Annotated in this window: 20 protein-coding genes; 17 read left to right on the forward strand and 3 right to left on the reverse strand. The window is 64.4% G+C overall.

Annotated features, from left to right (window positions below):
- From VMI09_11725 to VMI09_11735, 3 genes are all read left to right on the forward strand, one after another.
- Positions 1-550, forward strand: a 550-nt coding sequence (locus VMI09_11725) for an isocitrate/isopropylmalate family dehydrogenase (GenBank protein HTQ25357.1), incomplete at its 5' end; no start/stop codon positions are given.
- A 351-nt stretch (positions 551-901) separates the two neighbouring features.
- Entirely contained in the window at positions 902-1,714 is an 813-nt protein-coding gene (locus tag VMI09_11730) for a hypothetical protein (GenBank protein HTQ25358.1), read from the forward strand.
- Between the two features lie 198 nt (positions 1,715-1,912).
- On the forward strand, positions 1,913-2,203 hold the full coding sequence (locus tag VMI09_11735) for a GIY-YIG nuclease family protein (protein HTQ25359.1): 291 nt from the start codon (positions 1,913-1,915) through the stop codon (positions 2,201-2,203).
- Between the two features lie 114 nt (positions 2,204-2,317).
- Here VMI09_11735 and VMI09_11740 read toward each other — a convergent pair whose 3' ends face one another.
- The 3 genes from VMI09_11740 to VMI09_11750 are packed head-to-tail and all read right to left on the reverse strand — an operon-like array spanning position 2,318 to position 4,418.
- Positions 2,318-3,088, reverse strand: a complete 771-nt coding sequence (locus VMI09_11740) for a phospholipase D-like domain-containing protein (GenBank protein ID HTQ25360.1) — start codon at positions 3,086-3,088, stop codon at positions 2,318-2,320.
- The gene (locus VMI09_11745) at positions 3,085-3,879 is read right to left on the reverse strand and encodes an enoyl-CoA hydratase/isomerase family protein (protein HTQ25361.1); all 795 of its coding nucleotides are present in this window, start codon (positions 3,877-3,879) and stop codon (positions 3,085-3,087) included. Before VMI09_11745 ends, VMI09_11740 begins: the two co-directional genes overlap by 4 nt.
- Positions 3,880-3,884: 5 nt before the next feature.
- On the reverse strand, positions 3,885-4,418 hold the full coding sequence (locus tag VMI09_11750; protein HTQ25362.1) for a nuclear transport factor 2 family protein: 534 nt from the start codon (positions 4,416-4,418) through the stop codon (positions 3,885-3,887).
- A 305-nt stretch (positions 4,419-4,723) separates the two neighbouring features.
- Here VMI09_11750 and mdh point away from each other — a divergent pair, with 305 nt between their 5' ends.
- From mdh to VMI09_11820, 14 genes are all read left to right on the forward strand, one after another.
- Positions 4,724-5,665, forward strand: a complete 942-nt coding sequence (gene mdh / locus VMI09_11755) for a malate dehydrogenase (protein ID HTQ25363.1) — start codon at positions 4,724-4,726, stop codon at positions 5,663-5,665.
- Positions 5,666-5,745: 80 nt separating this feature from the next.
- A complete protein-coding gene (gene sucC / locus VMI09_11760) occupies positions 5,746-6,909 on the forward strand; it encodes an ADP-forming succinate--CoA ligase subunit beta (protein HTQ25364.1) in 1,164 nt (387 codons plus the stop codon).
- A gap of 13 nt (positions 6,910-6,922) precedes the next feature.
- Positions 6,923-7,804, forward strand: a complete 882-nt coding sequence (sucD, locus tag VMI09_11765) for a succinate--CoA ligase subunit alpha (GenBank protein HTQ25365.1) — start codon at positions 6,923-6,925, stop codon at positions 7,802-7,804.
- A 47-nt stretch (positions 7,805-7,851) separates the two neighbouring features.
- Positions 7,852-8,274, forward strand: a complete 423-nt coding sequence (gene ndk, locus VMI09_11770) for a nucleoside-diphosphate kinase (protein HTQ25366.1) — start codon at positions 7,852-7,854, stop codon at positions 8,272-8,274.
- A gap of 117 nt (positions 8,275-8,391) precedes the next feature.
- Positions 8,392-9,789: an APC family permease gene (locus VMI09_11775; protein HTQ25367.1), complete on the forward strand. Its 1,398-nt coding sequence runs from the start codon at positions 8,392-8,394 to the stop codon at positions 9,787-9,789.
- A gap of 19 nt (positions 9,790-9,808) precedes the next feature.
- Positions 9,809-10,891, forward strand: a complete 1,083-nt coding sequence (gene rlmN / locus VMI09_11780; GenBank protein ID HTQ25368.1) for a 23S rRNA (adenine(2503)-C(2))-methyltransferase RlmN — start codon at positions 9,809-9,811, stop codon at positions 10,889-10,891.
- Between the two features lie 15 nt (positions 10,892-10,906).
- Positions 10,907-11,773 carry an S-methyl-5'-thioadenosine phosphorylase gene (gene mtnP, locus VMI09_11785; protein ID HTQ25369.1) on the forward strand — a complete coding sequence of 289 codons (867 nt, stop codon included), beginning with the start codon at positions 10,907-10,909 and terminating at the stop codon, positions 11,771-11,773.
- A 67-nt stretch (positions 11,774-11,840) separates the two neighbouring features.
- Positions 11,841-12,764 (forward strand): PfkB family carbohydrate kinase, encoded by a 924-nt coding sequence (locus VMI09_11790; protein HTQ25370.1) that lies wholly within the window; start codon positions 11,841-11,843, stop codon positions 12,762-12,764.
- Positions 12,749-13,687, forward strand: a complete 939-nt coding sequence (locus VMI09_11795; protein HTQ25371.1) for a glycosyltransferase family 2 protein — start codon at positions 12,749-12,751, stop codon at positions 13,685-13,687. The genes VMI09_11790 and VMI09_11795 overlap by 16 nt, the downstream gene beginning before the upstream one ends.
- A 55-nt stretch (positions 13,688-13,742) precedes the next feature.
- Positions 13,743-15,050, forward strand: a complete 1,308-nt coding sequence (locus VMI09_11800) for a UDP-glucose/GDP-mannose dehydrogenase family protein (GenBank protein ID HTQ25372.1) — start codon at positions 13,743-13,745, stop codon at positions 15,048-15,050.
- 21 nt (positions 15,051-15,071) lie between these two features.
- Positions 15,072-16,004: an NAD-dependent epimerase/dehydratase family protein gene (locus VMI09_11805; protein ID HTQ25373.1), complete on the forward strand. Its 933-nt coding sequence runs from the start codon at positions 15,072-15,074 to the stop codon at positions 16,002-16,004.
- A gap of 78 nt (positions 16,005-16,082) precedes the next feature.
- Positions 16,083-17,885 (forward strand): translation elongation factor 4, encoded by a 1,803-nt coding sequence (gene lepA, locus VMI09_11810; protein ID HTQ25374.1) that lies wholly within the window; start codon positions 16,083-16,085, stop codon positions 17,883-17,885.
- Positions 17,886-17,894: 9 nt separating this feature from the next.
- Complete coding sequence (gene lepB, locus VMI09_11815) at positions 17,895-18,623, forward strand: signal peptidase I (protein ID HTQ25375.1); 729 nt, start codon at positions 17,895-17,897, stop codon at positions 18,621-18,623.
- Positions 18,624-18,646: 23 nt separating this feature from the next.
- A complete protein-coding gene (locus VMI09_11820) occupies positions 18,647-19,312 on the forward strand; it encodes a hypothetical protein (GenBank protein ID HTQ25376.1) in 666 nt (221 codons plus the stop codon).
- Positions 19,313-19,393: the final 81 nt, after the last annotated feature.

Raw genomic sequence — 19,393 nt, forward strand, 5'->3', positions numbered from 1 at the left:
CATGAAGTACACCGAGGGCGCGTTCCGCGATTGGGGCTACGCGCTGACCAAGCGCGAGTTCGCGGGCAAGGCGATCGGATGGGACGATTGCAATGGCAAGCCGCCGCCGGGCCAGATCCTGATCAAAGACAATATCGCCGACATTACGCTGCAGCAGATTCTCACTCGCCCCGACGAGTTCGACGTGGTCGCGACGATGAACCTGAACGGCGACTACCTGTCGGACGCGCTCGCGGCGCAGGTCGGCGGAATCGGAATCGCGCCGGGCGCGAATATCAACTACGTCACCGGCCATGGCGTGTTCGAGGCGACGCACGGCACCGCGCCCAAGTACGCCGATCAGGACAAGGTGAATCCGGGCTCGGTAATCCTGTCGGGTGTGCTGATGCTCGAGCACATGGGATGGCAGGAGGCGGCCGACGGAATCATCCGCGGACTGGAAAAGACCATCGCCAACAAGACCGTGACCTACGATTTCGAGCGCCTGATGACCGGAGCGAAGATCCTGAAGTGCTCGGAGTTCGGGAAAGCAATCGTGGACAACATGTAGCGCCAGGAATCTCGCGTTAAAGAGGTGGCGGCGCGCGCCGCGCCTCAAAACTTGAGAGCGTAAAGGAGCGCCCGCGGGCATCGCCTGCGGGCGCTCTTGCGCTGATCGCCGGTTGTTTGGCCCCCGGCCATCGATTTTGGCTTGTGGCTATCCGCGAACGTCACACATCCGGTTGTGGTTTTGGCCTCTCGTAGAGTCTCCTTCGCGCTAAAACCCCTATGGCGCAGGCTTCCGAAGCGGAGTCAAATATTCTCTGTACATTGCGTTTTAGTAACCCCACAGGGGCGGGTGCGTAGTCATCGGTGGCGAGGGGCGGTGGGCGGCTCATGCTTCGAGCAAAGGGGTGGTGCCATGATTCTGCACAACGCGGCTGGGGTCGCGATGGTCCTGCTGGCGCTCGCCGCAGCGCAGGGCCGCAATAGCGACGTCGTAGGAACCACGGATCAGAGCAGCGCGGGAGCGCCGGCCTCGCAATGGGCGGCAGCCGGATCAGATGAGCGCGGAGACGCCCCCAGCTCGGACGCGGTGATGGGCTCGATGTCCTCCATGGACATGTCGGATCATGCGAACATGTCCGACATGTCCAGCTCCGCCGGGGACTCTGCGATGGCGCTGCACATGGCGTGGAGCAAGGCGCGCTCGGCCACCGATGCCGACCGTGCGCGCGCTGCGGAGATCGTCAAGACGCTGCGGACCGCGCTTGCGAAGTACAAGGACTACCACGTCGCCGAGGCCGACGGCTTCAAGCCGTTCCATCCGGAGATCCCGCAGAAGATTTATCATTTCACGCGATGGCAGAACGGACTCAAAGCGGCATTCACTTTCGATCCCGCCGAGCCGACGTCGCTGCTCTACAAGAAGACGGCGGGCGGCGGCTATAAGCTGGTCGGCGCGATGTACACGGCACCGCGCGGAACCAGCGAGGCCAAGCTCGACCAGCGCGTGCCGCTGAGCGTCGCGCGATGGCATCGGCACGTAAATCTTTGCCTTCCGCCGAAGGGGCAGGGGCTCGCCGCCGACTGGACGAAGTTCGGTCCGAACGGTTCGATTGCGACCAGAGAAGCCTGCGACGCCGCCGGCGGACGCTTCTATCCGCAGGTCTTCGGATGGATGGTGCACGTTTATCCTTGGGCGCCGACGCGGGAAATGGCCTTCGCGCACTGAGCGCCGACATATCAAAGCGACTTCGGCCAGGACGGGTCGATAAATGGGTCTGGTTGATAAATAGGCTGGTTAACAAATATTTCAGCCAGCGGCCCTGTCGTATGTTTGTCATCCGGCCGTGCCGTGTTTTTGTCATCCGCCCGTGTTTTTTTTGTCATCCTGAGCGAGCGTTGCGCCAGTCGAAGGATCCCGGATCCCATGAACGCGTCGCCCAAAAACTACTATGTCTATGTAATGCCCGGCATTTCACGGACTCTGTATGTCGGCGTCACGAACGATCTTGAGCGGCGTGTCGCGGAACATGTCGAGGGACTGACGCGCGGCTTCACGGCCAAATACCACGTCAAGCGACTGGTATACTTCGAAGCATTCGAAGAGATCAAAGCCGCCATCGCCCGCGAGAAACAATTGAAGGGCTGGCGGCGTGCGAAAAAAATCAAACTAATCGAGTCGCTTAATCCGGATTGGAATGACCTGAAAAGTGGCTAAGCGAAAGAAGGGAAGACTCGGGATCCTTCGACTCGCGCAACGCTCGCTCAGGACGACACTGGGCGGTCCGCAAACCGCTCCTTGGACGATAAGCTTGTCTCCGAGGTTGTGAATCTATCGGCAGTTGCGGGCGGCGCGGTAGCCGGCCTGCTCGGCCGCCGCCGGGCTCGCGAATTCGACGCGATTTGCCGCCGAGACCTTGCCGTAGTATGGGCATCCCGGCCATTCGTAGATGCGGGTGCGGCGATTGCCGAAAATCGGTCCGGGAGGCGCGGGCGGCGCAGCGTCAGCGTCCGATCCCGCCGAGCTCTGCGAGCCTCGATCGTCCGTTTCGCCGGCGCTTACGCGCAGCGGCCGCGATTCGGCGGCGCGGCTTTGCCAATGCCGCACGTATTGCACCGCCAGCGCCGGATCGCGAATAACCAACAGGTTTTCGACGTTCCGATGCTCGGCCGAGTATGTGTAGTTGAAGCTTCCCGTGACCACGATTTCGCCGTCGATAATCATTACCTTGTCGTGCATCAGGCCGGGCGGCCGGTCCACCAGCACCGGGATTCCGGCCGCGCCAAGATGCTCGACGGCGATCGCGTCGTCATGGTTGCGGCGATCGGTGAGTTGCCGGTAATCCACTATCGCGCGGACGTCAACGCCGCGCCTATGCGCCGCGACCAGGGCAGCGACTAGCGGCCCGGGAGTTATCTCGTACGCCTGGATGAGGATCGACTTGCGCGCGGCCCGTACCGCGCCCTCGATCGCGCCCGCCGGGTCGCATCCGCCGGGCAGCGGCGGAGAGAAGCACACCTCGATCTGCGCCGCCAACGCCCGGGTCGGTGGAACGAAGGCGGCGATCGCACACGCGGCCAGCAGGGCCGCGCGCGCGGTCATCGACTGCCGCCCTTGCGCTGATGAATCCGTTCGGCCTGCCGCGCCATACCCTCGATTCGCGAGCCCGCAAGATGCGAGATGAGCGCCGCGCCAAGCTCCATCTCGGCCGCGGCGTCGAAGTCCATGTCCATCGCGCGGTACACGCCCTCGCGCGTGAGCGCCAGTTCCGCCGGGTAGTGCGATGCGATCTTCTCGGCCAGCGCGCGCACGGTAGAATCGAGCTGGTCCGCCGGGACCACGCGATTCACCAGCCCGATCCGCATCGCTTCTTGCGCGTCGATAAGCTCGGCGGTGTAGAGCAGCTCGAAGGCGCGGCCCGCGCCGACTATTCGCGGCAAATTGTAGAGCCCGCCCATCGTGACCGTGGCGCCGACCTTGACCTCGGTGAAGCCCAGCTTCGTGCCTTCGGCGGCGATGCGGATATCGGCGAGCATCGCGACCTCGCATCCGCCGCCCACGGCGTAGCCATGCACCTGCGCGATGAGCGGCTTGCCGAGACGGCGGAAGCGGCGCGCGATTTCCTGCTCGGGACCGATGTGCGTCTGCCAGTGCTCCATCAGCTCCTGGCGGCGGGGGATTTCCTTGAGGTCGGCGCCCGCGCAGAACGCGCGGCCTGCGCCGCGGACCACCACGACCCGCGCCGCGGAGTCGTCGCCCGCCGTCTGCGCTGCGGCGGCCAGGGCGTGAATCCATTCGTCGTTCATCGCGTTGAGCACGCGCGGCCGGTTGAGCGTGACGTAGCCGATCACGCCGCTCCGCTCGTAAAGCACCGCGGGTTCCATCGTGCTCATACGCATCAATGACCCATCTTGAGCAGGTCGTCCTGCGCCCAGCCTTCCTTGAGCGGCACCATGAAGTACGGCGTCAGCGCCATCTTCTTGAACTTCCAGTGGCCGTTCTGGCGGACGTATTCGTCGTCGTAACGCGCCGCGACGACGTAGCTCTCGCCCTTGTAAACCGGCTTCGCCTCCAGGTACGAGAAGCCGGTTGCGCGGTCGCCGCGGACTTCGACCATGTGGTTATGGATGAACTGGCGCACGCGCGAAAGCCGCGGCTCGCGGGCTTTGCCTGCAGCGTCGGGCTTGACCAGCAGGCCGCCGAAGAAGCGATTGATCTCGTCGCGGCCGTGGGCGCTGCCGAGATGCCCGAAGAGCAAGTCACCGTCCTCGGTAAACAGGCTTGCGATCTCGGCGAACTTCCCCTCGTTGATGTATTCGTGGTAGCGGAAGCGCAGGTCGCGGATGGCCTCGACGTCCACCAGTTCCTGCACCTTGGATTCGAGCACGTTCAAGCGGGCCTCGAGTTCGACGGCCATGTATTCGGCGGCCATTTGAATTGTCCTCCGGTTCCTTTTGGTTTCCGGCTTAGCTTCGAGGCTTGTCTAACACGGCTTGGCTCCGCCCACAAAACGACCAAATACGGCCGATCGCGCGCGGCTTCACACGGCGGGCGGCGGCTGATATTGATTCGGGGTCGCGCGCGGGCAATTGGGGGCGGCGGGCGAATCGATCGCTGCGCCGGCCGTAAGACTTTGCGCGCGCACAGATCGCGGATATATAAGTCGGACTGATGAAGAAGAGGGGCTGGGCCCCTCCTGCTGATGGAGGAGAGGGGCGCGGGCCCCTCCTGCAAAGTGTGATTAAGCGTAGAAAAATCGCGTTCATCGGCGCCGGCAACGTCGGCGCGACCTGTGCTCACCTGTGCTTTCTGCGCGGGCTGGGCGATATCGCGCTCTTCGACATTATCGACGGCCTGCCCCAGGGCAAGGCGCTCGACATGCTCGAGTCCGCCCCGGTGCTGGGCGTTGACGTCAACGTCACCGGTTCGACCGACATGAAGATCATCGAGGGCGCCGATTGCTGCGTGGTGACCTCGGGATCGCCGCGCAAGCCCGGAATGAGCCGCGACGACCTGCTCAAGATTAATGCCGGCGTGATGAACCAGGTCGGCGGTGCGATCAAGCAGCATGCGCCCGATGCGTTCGTGATCGTGGTGACCAACCCGCTCGACGCGATGGTCACGCAGATCAAGCGCGTCACCGGCTTCCCCAAGCATCGCGTGGCCGGGCAGGCGGGCGTGCTCGACTCGGCGCGCTATCGCACGTTCCTCGCGACCGAGCTCAAGGTGTCGGTCGAGAGCGTGTCGGCGATGGTGCTCGGCGGGCACGGCGACGACATGGTGCCGGTGCGCAGCTACACCAGCGTCGGCGGCGTGCCGATCGAGCGGATGATCGCGCCCAAGCGTCTCGACGAAATCGAAAAACGCACGCGCAACGGCGGCGGCGAGATCGTCGAGCTGATGAAGACGTCGTCGTACTATGCGGCGGGCGCGGCGGTTTACCGGATGGTCGAGGCCTTCATCCTCGACCGCAAGGAAGTGCTGCCGTGCGCGGTTTACCTGGAAGGCGAATACGGTGTGAAGGGACTTTACGCCGGTGTGCCGGCGGTTATCGGCGCGGGCGGCGTCGAGCGGGTGATCGAAATCCAGCTCACGGCGGCGGAGAAGGCCGCGTTCGACAGCTCCGTCGGGCACGTCCGGGAACTGGTCGAGGCGATGGATAAGGCGATCGCAGGCTGACGGCGCCGGCGGCGCGCCTGGCGGATTCGCCCGCGCGCGTCAAACGCAGGCTCAAGCGCAAATACAAGTGAAAGTAAAACATGAACATCCATGAGTTTCAGGCCAAACAGGTGCTCGGCCGCTTCGGCGCACCGGTGCCCAAGGGACAGCCGGCCTCAACGCCCGACGAGGCCGCCGCCGTCTTCCGTGCGCTCGGCCAGCCCAAGGCCGTAATCAAGGCGCAGATTCATGCCGGCGGGCGCGGCAAGGCGGGAGGCGTCAAGCTGATAAGCTCCGCCGACGAAGCGCGCGATTTCGCCGCCCGCCTGCTCGGCAAGCCGCTGGTGACGCATCAGACCGGACCCGAGGGGCGCGTGGTGCGTCGCGTATACCTCGAAGAAGCGAGCCAGGTCGCGCGCGAGCTTTACCTCGGGATGGTCGTCGATCGAAAGGCCGCGGCGGTCGCCGTAATCGCGAGCACCGAGGGCGGGATGGAGATCGAAGAGGTCGCGGCGAAAACGCCGGAAAAAATCCTCACCGATCCGATCGACCCGCTCGTCGGGATGGCGCCGTTCCAGGCGCGCAAAATCGCCTTCGCCCTGGGGCTGAAAGACAAGCAGGTAGGCCAGTTCGCGGCGCTGCTCGCCGCGCTCTACCGCGCCTTCGTCGAGACCGACGCGTCGCTTATTGAAATCAATCCGCTGGTGGTGACCGCCGACGGGCGCGTGATTTGCCTCGACGCCAAGATTTCATTCGACGACAACGGCCTCTTCCGCCATCCCGAGATCCGCGAGTTGCGCGACCCCAACGAGGAGGACCCGGCCGAGACCGAGGCCGCCAAGTACGACCTTAGCTACGTCCATCTCGACGGCAACATTGGATGTATGGTCAATGGCGCGGGCCTGGCGATGGCGACGATGGACATCGTGAAGTACTACGGCGCCGAGCCGGCCAATTTTCTCGACGTCGGCGGCGGCGCCAACGCGCAGAAGATCGCGGCCGCGTTCCGCATCCTGCTCTCCGACGCGCGCGTCAAGGCGGTGCTGATCAACGTCTTCGGCGGCATCATGCAGTGCGACGTGCTGGCGCGCGGCGTGGTGGACGCGGCGCGCGAGGTTAAGTTGAGCGTCCCCCTGGTGGTCCGGATGGAAGGGACCAACGTCAAAGAGGGCAAGCAGATCCTCGCCGAGTCGGGCATCAAGGTGATCGCCGCCAACGACATGGCCGATGCGGCGCGCCGCGTAGTCGAATCGATCGGCAAATAGGACACTGATTTCGATGAGCATCCTGGTAAACAAGAGCACTCGCGTCCTCACCCAGGGAATGACCGGCGCCACCGGCCAGTTCCACACCCGCGCCTGCCGCGACTACGGCACGCAGATGGTCGGCGGCGTGGTGCCGGGCAAGGGCGGCACCGATTTCGAAGGTATTCCGGTTTTCGACACCGTCGAGCAGGCGCGCAAAGCGACCGGCGCCAATGCGAGCGTGATCTACGTTCCGCCGCCGTTCGCCGCCGACGCGATCCTGGAGGCCGCAGCCGCCGGGGTCGAACTCATCATCTGCATCACCGAGGGCATCCCGGTGCTCGACATGGTGAAGGTCAAGCACTACCTGAAGGACAGCAAGTCGCGGCTCATCGGTCCCAACTGTCCCGGCGTCATCACTCCGGGCGAGTGCAAGATCGGAATCATGCCGGGCTATATCCACAAGCCGGGCAAGGTCGGCGTGATCTCGCGCTCGGGCACGCTCACCTACGAGGCGGTGCATCAGCTCACCCAGCTCGGCATCGGGCAATCGACCTGCGTCGGAATCGGCGGCGATCCGATAATCGGCACCAATCAGATCGACGCGCTCGAGCTGTTCAACAAGGACGCGGGCACCGACGCGGTGATCTTTATCGGCGAGATCGGCGGCACTGCCGAGGAAGAGGCCGCGGCGTATATCAAGCAGAACTTCAAGAAACCGGTGGTCGCGTTCATCGCCGGGCAGACCGCGCCCAAGGGGCGGCGGATGGGCCATGCGGGCGCGATCATCTCGGGCGGTCACGGCGGCGCCGCCGACAAGATCGCGGCGCTCAAGGCGGCCGGCATCAGCGTTGCGATGAGCCCCGCGGAGTTGGGCGTCACGATGAAGGCCGCGCTCGACGGGCGCAGGAATTAGGCGCAGGCGCTCGGCCGCGCGGCGTAATCAGGACGGCAAGTTACCGGATGGCGATAGAACGGACATTGGCAATCATCAAGCCCGACGCGGTGGCGCGCGGGCTTTCAGGCGATATCATCAAGCGCATCGAAGGCACCGGATTAAAGCTTCGCGCGATGCGCCTTATCCGGCTCGGACGCGCGCAGGCCGAGGCGTTTTACGCCGTGCACAAGGCGCGGCCGTTCTACGGCTCGCTCTGCGATTACATGTCGTCGGGTGCAGTGGTCGTAATGGCGCTGGAGGCGGACGGCGCGATCGCGAAGTGGCGAGACCTGATGGGCGCGACGGACCCGGCGAAAGCCGCGTCCGGCACTATCCGCAAAGACTTCGGCCTGGACGTCGAAAAAAACGCCACGCACGGCTCAGACGCGCCGGAGACCGCCGCGCACGAAGTGGCGTTCTTCTTCAGCAGTCTCGATATCGTCCCTTAGGCGCGCCTTGACGGTGGCGGCGGGCCAATCCGACAACGTTCACCCCGTCAATCACTGTCCCGCCGATCTGGCCCTGAGCCGGCTCGACGCGGCGCCGTGTGATCCCGGCGACGCCTTATGAAATCCGATCGGCTGAGCCGAAATGCCTTGGGGCTGCCCCAGATTATCGCCTCGACGCTGGCGAATATCGCGCCCGCGGTAAGTTTCTATTTTGGTTTCGGAGTGATCGTTGGCGGTGCCGGCGTGGCAGCACCGCTGACGATTATCGTGGCGATGGTGGCGATTCTCTTCCTGAGCAACACGCTCTCCGAATTCTCGAAATACCGGCCAAGCACGGGTTCGTTCGTCACCTTCATCGGGATGGCTTTCGGACCCGCCGCCGGCGCCGCGGCGTCGTTGTTCATCGTCGCCGGTTATGCGATCGCAGCCGCCGCGATCGTTGCCATTTCTGGCGGCTGGGCGCACGATACGCTGAAGCTCTATCTCGGGATCGACATTCCCTGGCAGCTCTTGTGCGCTGGCGCGACGGGAATCTGCGGTTTCCTGGTCGCGCGCGGGGTAAAAATCTCGACCTTGTGGGCCGCGATCTTCTTCTATTTCGAGCTCGGCCTCTTGCTGACCGGCGCGACGGCGATGCTGATCGTCAACCGCGCGTCGCTGAGCGCAGCGCCGTTCCTCCCGTCGAATCTGTCGAGCGGACTCGCCGGCGTCGGCCTTGGCTTCCCGCTCGCGGTTTACGCGTTCGTCGGATGGGAGAATTCCGCCACGCTGGCCGAAGAAACCGAGAACCCGCGCCGCAACATCCCGCGGGCCCTGGCGATGGCCACGGTGACGATCGGCGCGGTTTACGTATTTCTCGCGTACGCGACGGAAATCGCCTTTCACAACAACGCCAAGGCGATCGGCAATTCCACGATTCCCTTCATCGACGCGCTCAGGAATTCGGCGGGCCCACTTCTGATCGTCGCCTATCTTGCCGGCATCACCAGCGTCTTTTCCTGCCTGCTCGGGCTGACCAATTCACAGGCGCGCATCCTGTTCAGCGCGGGGCGCGAGGGCCTGCTGCCGGTTTTCTTCGGCAAGATTCATCCGCAACACCGAACGCCGCACGCCGCGATGTGGGCGTTCATCCTGGCTGCGCTCGCGATTACGCTCGTCTTCGGCTGGAACCGCGACCCGGTCAAGATTTTCGATTACACCGGAACCCTGGGCACGATTCCAATTCTCATGGTGTATCTCGCGACCACCATCGCGCTCCCGGTTTACATCGTGCGGTTTCACAATTCCGAATTCGACGCGATAAGGCACGCCGTGATTCCCCTTCTCGGCGTGGTCTTGACGCTCTTCCCGTTGTGGGGACTGGTTCAGCCGGGACAACCGGCGCCGTTCAACCTGTTTCCGGCGATAGCCGCGGCGGGACTCGCGATTTCCGTCGTGTATGGCGTTCTGCTGGCGCACCGCTCTCCCGGCCTCGTCCAAAGCATCGGCAGTTACGTGGCTGACGAAGAGTACTGAAGATCGGTAAACTCGTCAGGTGACCGAGCATCTGCAATCCTCCGGCGCGACGGCGGTCAAGGCGTCGTCGCTGCGCGACGTGCGCGAACTGACGCTCGATGAGTTGACGCAGTTCGTGACCGCCGCCGGCGAGCGCAGCTTCCGCGCGCGGCAGATAATGGGGTGGCTGTGGCAGCGCGGAGCGGATTCCTTCGACGCGATGTCGGACCTCGGGGCAGGGCTCCGGGCCGACTTGAAGAATCACTTTAACATTAGCCCGACGCCGGACGCGACCGTCGCGCGCTCCACCGACGGCACGCGCAAGCTTTTGGTCACGCTCGGCGATGGCGAAGCGATAGAGAGCGTGATCATCCCGGCCGGCGAGCGCGTCACGCTCTGTCTTTCGAGCCAGGCCGGATGCGCGATGGCGTGCGAGTTCTGTGCGACCGCGATGATGGGGCTTCATCGCAACCTGACCGCGGCCGAGATAGTCGGCCAGATTGCCGCCGCGCGGCGCGAGCTCGGGCCCGGCGAACAGCTCACCAACTACGTTTTCATGGGGATGGGCGAGCCGCTTGCCAACTACCCGCGTCTGATGCGCGCGCTCGCGATCATGACCTCGGCGTGGGGGATGGGAATCTCGCCCCGGCGCGTTACAGTCTCGACCGTGGGGCTGGTGCCTGCGATGGACCGGCTGCTGGCCGAGTTTCCGTCGGTCAACCTGGCGGTGTCGCTGCACGCGGCGACGGACGAGCTGCGCGACCGGCTCGCGCCGATCAATCTGCGCTATCCGCTGAAGCAGCTGATCGACGCATGCCGCGCCTTGCCGATCAAACGACGCGATCGCGTGACGTTCGAATACGTGATGCTGGCCGGAGTTAATGACTCACCCGCGGATGCGCGCCGGCTGGTCCGGCTTTTGGGCCAGCTCAAGGCCAAGGTGAATCTGATCATTTTCAACCCCTTTTCGGGCGCGCGGTTCGCGCCGTCCGCGCGCGCCGCGGTAGAGGGCTTTCAAGCAATACTTCGGCAAGGTAACTTGACCGCTACAATCCGCGAGAGCCGGGGCCAGGATATCGCAGCCGCCTGCGGCCAGTTGTACGCCGAGCGGCAAGCGGGCTGAAGGAGCAGGGCGGTAATGGGCAAGACGGTGCTGGGCGTGATCGGCGGGAGCGGCTTCTACCAGATGAAGGGGCTGAGCGCCGTCGAGCAGGTCGATCTTCACACGCCGTTCGGCCCTCCCTCCGACCCGTTCTTCCGCGGCAAGCTCGGCGAGTGCGACGTTGTGTTCCTCTCGCGCCACGGCCGCGGCCATCGCCTGATGCCCTCCGAGCTGAATTTTCGCGCTAACATCTACGGGATGAAGCAGCTCGGCGTCGATCATCTGGTTTCGGTCAGCACCGCCGGGAGCATGAAGGAGGAGCTGCGGCCGGGCGACCTCGTGGTGCCCGACCAATTCATAGATCACACCTACAAACGGCCGGCGAGCTTTTTCGGCGGCGGGATCGTCGCACACGTTTCGCTTGCCGACCCGGTATGCGCGGCGCTCGCGCGCGAGGTGGCCGAGTCCGCGGGCGAAAGCGGCACGACCGTCCATCGCGGCGGCGTTTACATCTGTATCGAGGGGCCGCAGTTCTCGACCCGCGCCGAGTCGAACCTCTATCGGCGCTGGGGCGCCGACGTCATCAGTATGACGGCGATGCAGGAAGCGCGGTTGGCGCGCGAGGCGGAGATGTGTTACGCGGCGCTGGTGCTGGTAACCGATTACGATTGCTGGCACGAAAGCGTCGCCGCGGTCGATATCGGCGAGATCCTGCGCGTGATGAAACTTAACGTCGAGCACGCGCAGAACGCGATCGCAGTGCTCGCGCGGCGGATCGCGGCGCGCACGCGCGATTGCGCGTGTCCGCACGCGCTCAAGGACGCGATCATCACCGACCGCGCGGTGATTCCGCCCAAGATGGCCGCCGATCTGCGGCCGATAATCGGCAAGTATCTGCAATGAACCGACTGAAGATGCATTTGAGCACAGCGAGGAGCGCGATGATCCAGCGTCGGGGGGATTGCGTCGAATGAGTATCGTTGTGGTCGGCTCCGTCGCCTACGACACGATCGAGACCCAGCAGGGCAGGGCCGATGACGTGCTGGGCGGATCCACCAGCTATTTTGCCCTGGCGGCGCGCTTCTTTTCGCCGGTCAGCATCGTGGGCGCAATCGGCACCGATTTTCGCGCCGAAGACCTGCGCCTGTTCACCGAGCGCAATATCGACGTGCGCGGCCTCGCGCGCCGGGACGGGCTGACGATGCGCTGGCATGGGCGCTATCACGAGGATATGAACAAGCGTGACACGCTGGGACTAGCGCTTAACGTGTTCTCGGACTTCGCTCCCGACCTTTTGCCCGATCAGTGCCGCGCCGACTACGTCTTCCTCGGCAACATCGCGCCCGAACTGCAAAGCCGCGTGCTTTCGCAGGTGCACAGCCCCCGGGTCGTCGCCGCCGACACGATGAACCACTGGATCGAAAACGAACGGCCGGCGCTGATGCGCCTGCTCGCCCGCGTCAACATCCTGACGCTGAACGACGACGAGGCGCGCATGCTGACGGGCGAGCACAACCTGGTGCGCGCCGGCCGCGCAATTCTCAAGATGGGCCCCGATACCGTGCTGGTGAAGCGCGGCGAGTACGGCGTGCTGCAATTCAGCGCGGATTCGATGTTCGCGGTGCCCGCGTACCCGCTTGAAGAAGTAATCGACCCGAGCGGCGCGGGCGACACTTTCGCCGGCGGCTTCATGGGTTTCCTCGCGCGCCACGCGAGCGTGGCCGAGCCGGTCCTGCGCACCGCCGTGGTTTACGGCAGCGTGCTCGCCTCGTTCGTGGTCGAGCGGTTTTCGCTCGAGCGCCTGGTGAGCCTGACCTGGGAGGAAATCGACCAGCGCTACCGCGCCTTCATCGAGCTTACCGATTCGCAGTACACGCGATGGAACTCTCGATAGTTGTTCCGCTCTATAATGAACGGGACAACCTCTCTCCGCTGCACGAGGAACTCGTGCGCGTGCTGGGCGCGGCCGGCGCCAGCTACGAGATGCTATTCGTCGACGACGGCTCGACCGACGGCAGCGCCGAGGTGCTGCGCGCAATCAAGGCCGGGGACGAGCACGTGCGCGTGCTGCGGCTTGCGCGCAATTCGGGCCAGACTGCGGCGCTCGCCTGCGGACTGCGCGAGGCCGCCGGCGACGTGGTGGTCGCGATCGACGGCGACGGCGAAAACGATCCGGCGGATATCCCGCGCCTGCTAGCCAAGCTCGCCGAGGGCTACGACCTGGTGAGCGGATGGCGCACCGGGCGATGGGCCGGGGCGCGGCTGAGCCGCCGGCTCCCGTCGATCGCCGCCAATCGGCTGATCTCGTGGATGACCGGCGTGCGGCTGCACGACTATGGTTGCACGCTGAAAGCCTACCGGCGCGACCTGGCGCATCGCCTGATGCTCTACGGCGAGATGCATCGCTTCGTCCCCGCGATCGCCGCCGAGCAGGGCGCGCGAATCGCGGAGGTGGAAGTGGGTTTTCGCCCGCGCCGCGCCGGCAAGTCGAAATACGGCCCGGGACGCATCGTGCGCACTCTCCTGGACCTTTTGACGGTCAAGTTTCTCTCGGGCTACTCGACGCGGCCGATTCAGGTCTTCGGCGCGATCGGCCTGGTGCTGGGCCTGATCGGAGCGGTCTGGACGGCTATACTCGTGTTCGAGAAGATCGCGCTGGGGCGGCCGCTGCACGATCGTCCGGCGCTGCTGCTGGCGATTCTGATGGTGATCGTGGGCGTTCAGTTCATCAGTATCGGGCTGTTGGGAGAGATGCTGGCGCGCACGTACCACGAATCGCAGGACAAGCCGGTTTACGTGATCAAGGAAGAATTTTAAATCCTCGGGGGAATTCCAAAGCCCCGGATTACCGAGTCCGCGGCTTGGCAAACAAATGAATATCGCAGTCGTGGGTACGGGCTATGTGGGATTGGTGAGCGGCACCTGCTTTGCCGAGAGCGGCAACGAGGTCATCTGCGTCGATATCGATGCCGCGCGCATCGAACGGCTTAGGGCCGGCCACGTGCCGATTTATGAGCCGGGGCTCGAAGAGCTGGTGCGGCGCAATGTCAAGGAGGGCCGCCTGAGCTTCACCACCGAAATCAGGGAAGCGGTCGCCGCCGCGATGGTGTCGTTCATCGCGGTCGGTACGCCCATGAGCAAGACCGGGGCGGCGGACTTAAACGGCGTGATGCGCGCCGCCGAGGAGGTCGCTGGGGCGGCCGTCGGCTACCATATCGTTGCGATTAAAAGCACGGTTCCGGTCGGCACCAACGACCGCGTGCGCGAAATCGTGGCCCGGGCCGCTGCCCATCGCATCGACGTCTGCTCCTGTCCCGAGTTCCTCAAGGAGGGTTCGGCGATCGAGGACTTCATGCGGCCCGACCGGGTGGTGATCGGATCGACGAGCGAACAGGCAACCGCGATTCTGCGCGAATTGCACGCCGCCTTCCTGCGCACCGACAATCCGGTGATCGTGATGGATCCGCGCTCGGCAGAGCTGACCAAGTACGCGTCCAACGCGATGCTGGCGATGCGCATCTCGTTCATCAACGAGATGGCGAACCTGTGCGAAGCCGTGGGCGCGGAAATCAGCGACGTGCGGCGCGGGATGGGTTCGGACCGGCGCATCGGGTCGCAATTCCTCTTCCCCGGCGCCGGCTATGGGGGTTCCTGCTTTCCCAAAGACGTGCAGGCGCTGATTCACAGCGCCTCCGAACACCAGCTCGATTTCTCGCTGCTGCGCGCGACCGACGAGGTCAACGTGCGGCAGAAGCGGATTATCGCCGAGCGCGTCAAGCAGCACTTCGGTCCCGACCTTCGCGGCCGCAGCTTCGCGGTGTGGGGGCTGGCCTTCAAGCCGCGCACGGACGACATGCGCGAAGCGCCGTCGCTCACGGTGATCGAGGAATTGCTGGCGGCGGGAGCGAGCGTGCGCGGGCACGATCCCGAAGCGCTCGAGAGCGCGCGCCGGATTTTCGGTGACCGGATCACCTATCACGAAAACAACTACGAGACGCTGGCGGGGACCGACGCGCTGATCATCCTCACCGAATGGCCCGAGTTCCGCCATCCGAATTTCCAGCGCATTCGCTCGATGCTCAAGTCGCCGGTCATCTTCGATGGGCGCAATCTCTACGATCCGGCCCTGATGAAAGCGCTCGAGTTGCGTTACTACTCGATTGGCCGGCGGCCGATCTAGCCGGGCCCAAGGGGAATTGGAATGCGAATATTGGTCAGCGGTGGAGCCGGCTTTATCGGCTCCCATACGGTTGACGCGCTGATCGCCGCGGGCGGTCATGAGATCTCGATCATCGACGATCTCTCGGCCGGCAAACGCGGGCAGATAAATCCGCGCGCGCGCTTTTACCAGACCGACGTGCGCGACGCCGCCGCCGTGCGCGCCATGTTCGAGCGCGAGCGGCCGGAAATCCTGGTGCATCTGGCGGCGCAGATGGACGTGCGGCGCTCGGTCGCCGACCCGGCCTTCGACGCGCAGGTGAACCTGGTCGGCTTCCTCAACCTGATCGAGGCCGGACGCGCCAACGGATTGCGCCGGGTCGTCTTTTCCTCGACCGGCGGCGCGATCTATGGCGAACAGGAAAGCTTCCCCTGCAACGAGGATCACCCGTTGCGTCCGGTCAGCCCCTATGGAGTAGCCAAGCTGGCGACGGAAAAGTACCTGTTTTTCTATCACGTGCAGTACGGAATCGATTACGTCGCGATGCGCTACGCCAACGTCTATGGTCCGCGCCAGGATCCGCACGGCGAGGCCGGCGTGGTCGCCATCTTCTGCGGACGCATCCTCGAGGATCGACCCGTAACCGTCTATGGCGACGGCAATCAGACGCGCGACTATGTCTTTGTCGGCGACGTGGTGCGGGCGAACGTGGCCGCCGTGGCGAGCACCGTCTCCGGCGCTTTCAATATCGGCACGGGCATCGAGACCAATGTCAACCAGCTTTACGCGGCGCTCGCGCAGATAGCCGGAACGAGCCGCGCGCCCGAGTACGGTCCGGCGCGGCCGGGCGAGCAGATGCGGTCGGTTATCCTGCCCGCGCGTGCGCAAAAAGAGCTTGGATGGCGCCCGCAGGTGGAATTGCCGGAAGGTCTGGCAGAGACCCTGCGCTACTTCAGAGAGCGCGCGTCGCACTAGCCGAAAAATGCTATGCTGGGGCTTGGACCGGCCGCCATGGGGGCGGCCGTCGCTTTACTTGATGACCCACTTCGCCGTATGACCGACCCCGCGCTCATCCGCAATTTCTCAATCATCGCGCACATCGATCACGGCAAGTCGACCCTCGCCGATCGTCTGCTCGAGCGCACCGGGGCGCTCAGCAAGCGCGAACTCAAGGAGCAGTTCCTTGACTCGATGGACCTCGAGCGTGAGCGTGGAATCACGATCAAGGCGCGCTCGGTGCGGCTGAGCTACGCTGCGCGCGACGGCAAATCCTACGTGCTTAACCTGATCGACACTCCCGGCCATGTCGATTTCGCCTACGAGGTTTCGCGCAGCCTCGCCGCCTGCGAAGGCGCGCTGCTCGTGGTCGACGCGAGCCAGGGCGTCGAGGCGCAGACGCTAGCCAACGTTTACATGGCGCTCGACCACGGGCTGGAAATCGTGCCCGTGATCAACAAGATCGATTTGCCCGGCGCCGACGTCGACCGCACGCGCGCAGAAATCGAGGAGATCATCGGACTCGACGCGTCCAACGCGATCCTGGCGAGCGCCAAGGAGGGCATCGGCATCGAAGAGGTGCTCGAAGCGGTGGTCGAACGGATTCCTCCGCCGCCCGTCGCTCCCGGCGCTCGCACCCGCGGCCTCATCTTCGACAGCTGGTACGACGTTTACCAGGGCGCGATCGGCCTCGTTCGCGTGTTCGACGGCGAGTTGCGCCGCGGCATGAAGGTGCATCTGATGGGCACCGGCAAGACGGGCGAGGTGCTGCGGCTGGCGCATTTCACGCCGTTCGAGGCCGAGGTCGAGGAACTGGGGCCGGGCGAAGTCGGGATGGTCGCGGCCAATATCAAGACCGTGGCCGACATGCGCGTCGGCGATACCATCACCAGCGCCGAGCAGCCGGCGGCCGAGCCGCTGGCGGGGTTCAAGAAACTCAAGCCGATGGTCTTCGCCGGGCTTTATCCGACCGAAGCCAACCAGTACGGGGCGCTGCGCGACGCGATCGACAAGCTCAAGCTCAATGACGCAAGCCTCATCTTCGAGCCTGAAAGCTCGCAGGCGCTGGGCTTCGGCTTTCGCGCCGGATTCCTCGGCCTGCTGCACATGGAGATTGCGCAGGAACGGCTCGAACGCGAGTTCGGGCTCAACCTGGTCGTCACTGCGCCGACCGTCGAGTACCGCGTCCGCAAGCAGGACGGCGCGGTCGTGATGGTGGACAATCCATCGCAGCTGCCCGACGAGTCGACGATCGAAGCGATCGAGGAGCCTTTCATCCTGGCTTCGATCCACGTGCCGCAGGAGTACCTGGGCGCGGTGATGAGTCTCTGCGAGGAGCGGCGCGGCGTGCAGCGCGACCTGAAGTTTGCCGGACGCGGCCGCGCGCTGCTGCACTACGAGATGCCGCTCGCCGAGGTGGTTTTCGATTTTTACGATCGCCTGAAGTCGGTCAGCCGCGGCTACGCATCGCTCGATTATGAATTTCTGGACTTCCGGCCGGAGTCTCTGGTTAAATTGGACCTTCGGATCAACGGAGAAGTGCTCGATGCGCTCTCCGTGATCGTGCATCGCGACCGGGCCTATGAGCGTGGGCGGACGCTGTGCGAAAAGATGCGCGAGCACATCCCGCGGCAGATGTTCGAAGTAGCTATCCAGGCCTCGATCGGGGCCAAGATTATCGCGCGCGAAAGCGTCAAGGCGCTGCGCAAGAACGTGACCGCGAAATGCTACGGCGGCGACATCACACGCAAGCGCAAGCTGTTGGAAAAGCAGAAAGAGGGTAAAAAGCGGATGAAGCAAGTGGGCAAGGTCGAAATTCCCCAGGAGGCGTTCCTGGCCCTGCTCAAAGTCGGAGAGTAAGGCTTCACCGTGGCTTCTCCCGTCAACCTCCGCAAACCTGGCCCCGGCGAGAGTTCGCCGCCGTCCGCGGCGAACACCGTCGAACCGCACAGCTCAGAAACTCGCGAATGGATCGAGGCGATCGTCGTCGCCTTCCTGCTCGCGATCGTGCTCCGCACCTTTCTGGTCCAGGCCTACAAGATACCGTCGGGATCGATGGAGCCGACGCTCGCGATCGGCGACCATATCATGGTCAACAAGATTCGCTACGGCCTGCGGATGCCGGATTCGCTCTTCGGCCTTACGCCGTTCGCCGCCGAGATTCCGTACGGGCACTACCTGGTCCATTTTGCCGAGGTCCATCGCGGCGACGTGGTGGTCTTCGTCTTCCCGCTCGATCCGAGCAAGGACTTCATCAAGCGCGTGATTGGAATCGGCGGTGACACGGTCCAGGTGAAAAACGGCGTGGTCTTCCTCAACGGCGCGCCGATGCCCGATCCGCACGCGCACTTCGAGGTTGCGCCGGGCGAGCGATCGCCATACTCGCCCCGCGACAACTACGGTCCGGCGGTGGTGCCGGCCGGCCAGTACCTCATGATGGGGGACAATCGCGACCGGAGCTACGACGGCCGCTTCTGGGGATTCGTGAAGCTCGACCAGGTCGAAGGCCGCGCCATGTTCATATATTGGTCGTGGGGTGCTGACAGTCAGTCGTTCCTGGGGATACGTTGGAACAGGTTTGGGATGGCGGTCAGATAGCGCGGAGCGCAGGGGGAGTGCCAGTGTCGGATGAATCGATAGACCGGGTGGGGGCGCTGCTCGAGCAACTGGGCGCACGGTTCGAGCTGGTGCTGGAAGCCGTCTCCGGATTCGGCGGGCGGCTGGAAGCGGTGCGCGAGGAGATTTTCAACCAGTTCACCGAAGTCGGCCGGCAAATCCGTTTCCTCTCAGAGCAGATCGCCGAGAACCGCGACGCGATTGCGGGCGTGCGCTCCGATCTCGGCGCCGAAATCGTGCGCCTGGGCGAAACGCTGGGCGCGACGCGGGTCGAGTTTCGCGAACAGTTGAGCGCGCTCAAACTGGCGCTGCAGAACGAGATGGGCGTGCGCGCCGCGCAGGCGCGCGACCAGCTTTCCGAGGAAGTCTCGCGCCGCGCCGAGGCGGTCCGTATCCAGCTCGGCCAGGAAATCGATGTCCTGCGCGAGAGCCTGCGCGCGGACGGATCGCGCCGCGTAATCGGCGACGCCGCAGCGCAGCTCAAGGCCGACGTCATCAATGCCGCCGAGTCGGTCACCAAGAAACTCTCGGCCGAGCTCAAGCATACCAACAAGGCGGTCGCCGACCTGGCCCGCAAGTTCGAGCGCTTCGACGACCGGATCACTATCCAGAGCCGCGACCAGGAGCAGCGAGTGCGCAAGCTTGAGCGGAGCGGCCGCAAGGCGGGTTAAGGCCGTTCAAGCGATACATTTATTAACAGGGCGAGGTTATCCACAGGATCGCTTGGAACGATCTTAAATATAACTCCGCCT

Source organism: Candidatus Binataceae bacterium (assembly GCA_035500095.1).
In the GTDB taxonomy this organism is placed as follows: Bacteria; Desulfobacterota; Binatia; order Binatales; family Binataceae; genus JAKAVN01.